Consider the following 4,729-nt stretch of genomic DNA (forward strand, 5'->3'; position numbering starts at 1 on the left):
GTTCTGGCACCGCCAGAACTACAAAAAACGACCACTCAACCCCCTCTGACGGCAACCCGGTTAGGGGGATTCCGGGGTATGGCGTTGGAGGAATTCGAGGACGGCAACGCGGTCGACGCCCGTGAAGGTGCCCGTCGGCATCGCAGCGAGGAGTGAGGAGTTCATACGCGCGCTCGGGTAGGAACGCTCGCCCCATCGCTCAACGAGTTCCTCTTCGGGCTCGCGGCAGCACGACGGGTTCGGGCAGCCCGAGCGCAGCCGCACCGTGGTGTCGCGGCCGCGGAACCACTTCGCCTCCGAAAACTTCGTGCCGACGCTGATCGAGTAGCTGCCGCCCGGCCCCGACTCGACCTGTGAGGTGCACCAGTAGGTGCCCGCCGGCTTGTCGGTGTACTGCGAGTAGGTGCCGATGCGCTGGTCCGTCGTGAACACTTGCCGTGCGCTCCACCAGCGGCAGACAATCTGGCCCTCGACGTTGCCCAGCGCATCCGTGGGGAAGAGCACCGAGTCATTCTCGTACGCTTTGAGCACCGCACCCGACTCGTGCACCTTGAGGAAATGTACGGGAATTTCCAGGTGCTGCGTCGCGAGGTTGCTGAAACGGTGGGCCGCCGTTTCGTAGGTGACACCGTAGTGGCCGCGGAATTCTTCGATCGACAGATCACGTCGCTGCTTCGACGCGCGCAGCAGCGGCGCCGCGCTCGACTCGGGCATGAGGATCGCGCCCGTGAGGTAGTTCGTCTCGACGCGCTGCTGCAGCAGGTCGCCGTAGTCGACGGGCTCGCGCTTGCCGAGCACGTGCGCGGCGAGCGCCTGCAGCACCACCGAGCGCGAGCGACTCACGCCGCTCGCAGAAAGGTAGACGCGCATCCGCTCGCTGTCGGTGATGCTGCGGGTCGAATACGGCAGGTCGTTCACGGCGTGCAGCGTGAAGCCGAGGTGCTCGGCGATCTGCTTCACGGTGTCCATCGACACCGGCCCCTCGCGGTAGCCAACCGCGCGCAGGAGCGCTTCGGCCTCGCGCTCGAGCTCCTCAAAGTAGTTGCCGCGCTCGCGCTGGTCGGCGCGCAGCTGCAGATTCGCGAGGCGCGCCACCTCGGGCGTCGCGGCCCGCGTCGAATGCAGGTTGGTGAGCTCGCCGAGCAGTTTGAGCATCGCCTGCATCGTTTCGTCGCTGAGCGACTTGCGCACGGGAATTTCGGGCAGCCCGAGGCTCGCATAGAGGGGAGTGCGCTGCGCACGCAGAAAATCGATCTCGAGCGCATCCCGCTCGCTGAGCTCGCCCGACTCAGCGAGGGCGTCGCTCGAGGTGTCGAGGGCCGTCGCGATGTCCTGCAGTTCGCTCAGGCGCAGATCGCGCTGCCCGTTCTCGATCACCGAGACGCGCGAGGGCGCCTTGCCGATGCGGTCAGAAAACTCCTGCAGCGAGAGGCCGAGCTCGACTCGGCGGGCTCGGATGCGGCGGCCGAGGGTCAACGCGTCATTGGGGACCATGACGCAATCTTGGCCGAGCATCCGGTTCGGAGCAACGTCAACTTTTCCGAAGTGCGGAAAAACGACAACATTTCTGCCGCCGTTTGGGGGTTCGGGGCGTGCCGGCGGCCGCAAGCTGGATGCACACCAGGCAACGAGCGCAGGCTCGGCCACCGAGAAGACAAGGAAGTCCGCGATGTCGAACAACCAGCTGCCAGGAGACCAGACCCAGACCGCCGAAGAGCTGCAGGCTGAGTGGGAGAGCAACTCCCGCTGGGACGGCGTCGAGCGTAACTACAGCGCCGAAGACGTCATCAAGCTGCGTGGCCCCTTCCGCGAGGAACACACCACGGCTCGCCGCGGTGCCGAGCGCCTCTGGTCGCAGATTCAGCGCAACCACGAGGACCCGAACGAGTGGACCTACGCCCTCGGTGCCCTCACCGGTAACCAGGCCGTGCAGCAGGTGCGCGCCGGCCTCCAGGCCGTCTACCTCTCGGGCTGGCAGGTCGCCGCCGACGCGAACCTCTCGGGCCAGACCTACCCCGACCAGTCGCTCTACCCGGCCAACTCGGTGCCCGCCGTCGTCAGCCGCATCAACAGTGCCCTCCAGCGCGCAGGCCAGATCGAGTTCGCCGAGACTGGCACGACCGAGCGCGACTGGATGGCCCCGGTCGTCGCCGACGCCGAGGCGGGCTTCGGCGGCCCGCTCAACGCATACGAGCTCATGCACCAGATGATCTCGGCCGGTGCAGCCGGCGTGCACTGGGAAGACCAGCTCGCGAGCGAGAAGAAGTGCGGTCACATGGGCGGCAAGGTGCTCGTGCCCACCAGCCAGCACATCCGCACCCTCAACGCCGCCCGCCTCGCGGCCGACGTCGCCGACGTGCCGAGCATCGTCATCGCCCGCACCGACTCGCTTGCGGCGACGCTCATCACTAGCGACGTCGACGAGCGCGACCGCCCGTTCGTCACCGGCGAGCGCACCGCCGAGGGCTTCTACGAGGTGCAGAACGGCATCGAGCCAGTCATCGCCCGCTGCCTCGAATACGCGAAGTACGCCGACATGCTCTGGGTTGAGACCGCCGTGCCCGACCTCGAGCACGCCCGCATCGTCGCCGAGCGCGTCCGCGCCGAGCACCCCGGCCAGCTGCTTGCCTACAACTGCTCGCCGAGCTTCAACTGGCGCCGCCACCTCGACGACGACCAGATCTCGCGCTTCCAGCGTGAACTCTCGGCGATGGGCTACGCGTTCCAGTTCATCACCCTCGCCGGCTTCCACGCGCTCAACCACTCGATGTTCGAGCTCGCCCGAGGCTACGAGGAGCGCCAGATGGAGGCGTATGTCGAGCTGCAGGAGGCCGAGTTCGCCTCTGAGGCCAACGGCTACACCGCCACCAAGCATCAGCGCGAGGTCGGCACCGGCTACTTCGACCTGATCTCGACGGCACTCAACCCCGACTCGAAGACCCTCGCTCTCGTGGGCTCGACCGAATCCGAACAGTTTCACTAGGCCGCCAGGGCCACTCGCGCGAAGGAGCGCATCATGACCATTCTCACGACCGAACAGACCACCACCCGTACCGGCGGCCGCATCGAAATCCGCGGCACCATGCATCCTCGCTTCGACGAGGTGCTGACGCCCGAGGCGCTCGAATTCCTCGCCCAGCTGCACGACCGCTTCGGTCAGCGCCGCTGCAACCTGCTCGCGGCACGCGATGATCGCCGCCGCGAGATCTCGCAGGGGGCGAACCTCGACTTCCTCGCCGAGACCCGACACATCCGCGAGGATGCGAACTGGCAGGTCGCCGGCACGGGCCCGGGGCTCGAAGACCGTCGCGTCGAAATTACTGGTCCGACCGACCGCAAGATGACGATCAACGCGATGAACTCGGGTGCCAAGGTCTGGCTCGCCGACCATGAGGATGCGACGAGCCCGACGTGGTTCAACGTCATCGATGGCCAGCTCAACCTCGCCGACGCGATTCGCCGCCGCATCGACTTCACGGCCGACAACGGCAAGGAGTACCGCCTCGGCGAAACAACGCCGACGATCGTGTTCCGCCCGCGCGGGTGGCACCTGCCCGAGAACCACCTTCGCTACGTGGATGAGCGGGGCCAGTCGGGCGTCGTGTCGGCGTCACTCGTCGACTTCGGCCTCTACTTCTTCCACAACGCGAAGGAACTGCTCGCGACCGGCACCGGCCCGTACTTCTACCTGCCGAAGCTCGAGAATCACCGCGAGGCGCGCCTCTGGAACGACGTGTTCACCTTCGCCGAGCGCCACGTGGGCGTGCCGTACGGTTCGGTGCGTGCCACGGTGCTCATCGAGACGATCACCGCGGCCTTCGAGATGGAGGAGATCCTCTACGAGCTGCGCGACCACTGCGCCGGCCTCAACGCAGGCCGCTGGGACTACCTCTTCAGCATCATCAAGACGTTCCGCGACCGCTCGAAGCGCTGGGTGCTACCGAACCGTGGTCAGCTCACGATGACGCAGCCGTTCATGACCGCGTACACCGAGCTGCTCGTGGCGACGTGTCACCGTCGTGGGGCCTTCGCGATCGGCGGCATGGCCGCGTTCATCCCGAACCGCTCCGACCCCGAAGCGACCGCGCGTGCGCTCGAGAAGGTGTCGGCCGACAAGCGCCGCGAGGCGGCCGCCGGCTTCGACGGCTCGTGGGTGGCGCATCCGGGGCTCGTCGCGACCGCGCAGGCGGAGTTCGACGAGGTGCTCGGGGATGCGCCGAACCAGATTTCGCGCCAGCGCCCGGACGTGCATGTGACGGCGGCAGACCTGCTCGACCTGCGCATCGAGGGCGGCGAGATCACCGTTGAGGAGGGCCTCAAGGTGAACATCCGCGTGGCCATGCTCTACATCGCGAGCTGGCTGCGGGGAACCGGCGCCGCCGCGATCTACGGACTGATGGAGGATGCGGCGACGGCAGAGATCTCGCGCTCGCAGCTCTGGCAGTGGATTCACCAGGGCGTCGTGACGCAGGACGACGGGATTCCCGTGGTGCGCACTCGCATCGAGGGCTGCATCGAGCGTGTGCTGCGCGAGGACCTCGACCGCTTCGAGGGCGACCGTCTCGACGAGGCGGCCGGACTGCTCGCCGAGATCGTGCTCAGCGACGACTACCCGGCGTTCCTGACTATCCCGGCCTACAAGCACCTCACCAAGGACACGGTCCTCTAGCCCAAACAAGGGTTGAGTGGTCGGTTGTTGTAGTTCTGGCACCGCCAGAACTACAACAAC

Annotated in this window: 3 protein-coding genes; 2 read left to right on the top strand and 1 reads right to left on the bottom strand. The window is 66.8% G+C overall.

What is annotated here, in order from left to right; translation table 11 throughout:
- Nucleotides 1–60: 60 nt before the first annotated feature.
- On the bottom strand, nucleotides 61–1,494 hold the full coding sequence (locus tag QM019_RS12435; RefSeq protein WP_241209142.1) for a helix-turn-helix domain-containing protein: 1,434 nt from the start codon (nucleotides 1,492–1,494) through the stop codon (nucleotides 61–63).
- A gap of 175 nt (nucleotides 1,495–1,669) precedes the next feature.
- Between QM019_RS12435 and aceA the strand changes: the two genes are divergently transcribed.
- Entirely contained in the window at nucleotides 1,670–2,983 is a 1,314-nt protein-coding gene (gene aceA, locus QM019_RS12440; RefSeq protein WP_282853271.1) for an isocitrate lyase, read from the top strand.
- A 33-nt stretch (nucleotides 2,984–3,016) separates the two neighbouring features.
- Nucleotides 3,017–4,669, top strand: coding sequence for a malate synthase A (aceB, locus tag QM019_RS12445; RefSeq protein ID WP_282853272.1), 1,653 nt, complete (start codon nucleotides 3,017–3,019; stop codon nucleotides 4,667–4,669).
- Nucleotides 4,670–4,729 lie beyond the last annotated feature (60 nt).

Origin of the sequence: Gulosibacter sediminis (assembly GCF_030011715.1) — a bacterium.
Taxonomy (GTDB): Bacteria; Actinomycetota; Actinomycetes; order Actinomycetales; family Microbacteriaceae; genus Gulosibacter; species Gulosibacter sediminis.

Coding starts and splice junctions, on each gene's coding strand:
- QM019_RS12435 (WP_241209142.1), bottom strand. CDS start 1,494: ATGGTCCCCAATGACGCGTTGACCCTCGGCCGCCGCATCCGAGCCCGC.
- aceB (WP_282853272.1), top strand. CDS start 3,017: ATGACCATTCTCACGACCGAACAGACCACCACCCGTACCGGCGGCCGC.
- aceA (WP_282853271.1), top strand. CDS start 1,670: ATGTCGAACAACCAGCTGCCAGGAGACCAGACCCAGACCGCCGAAGAG.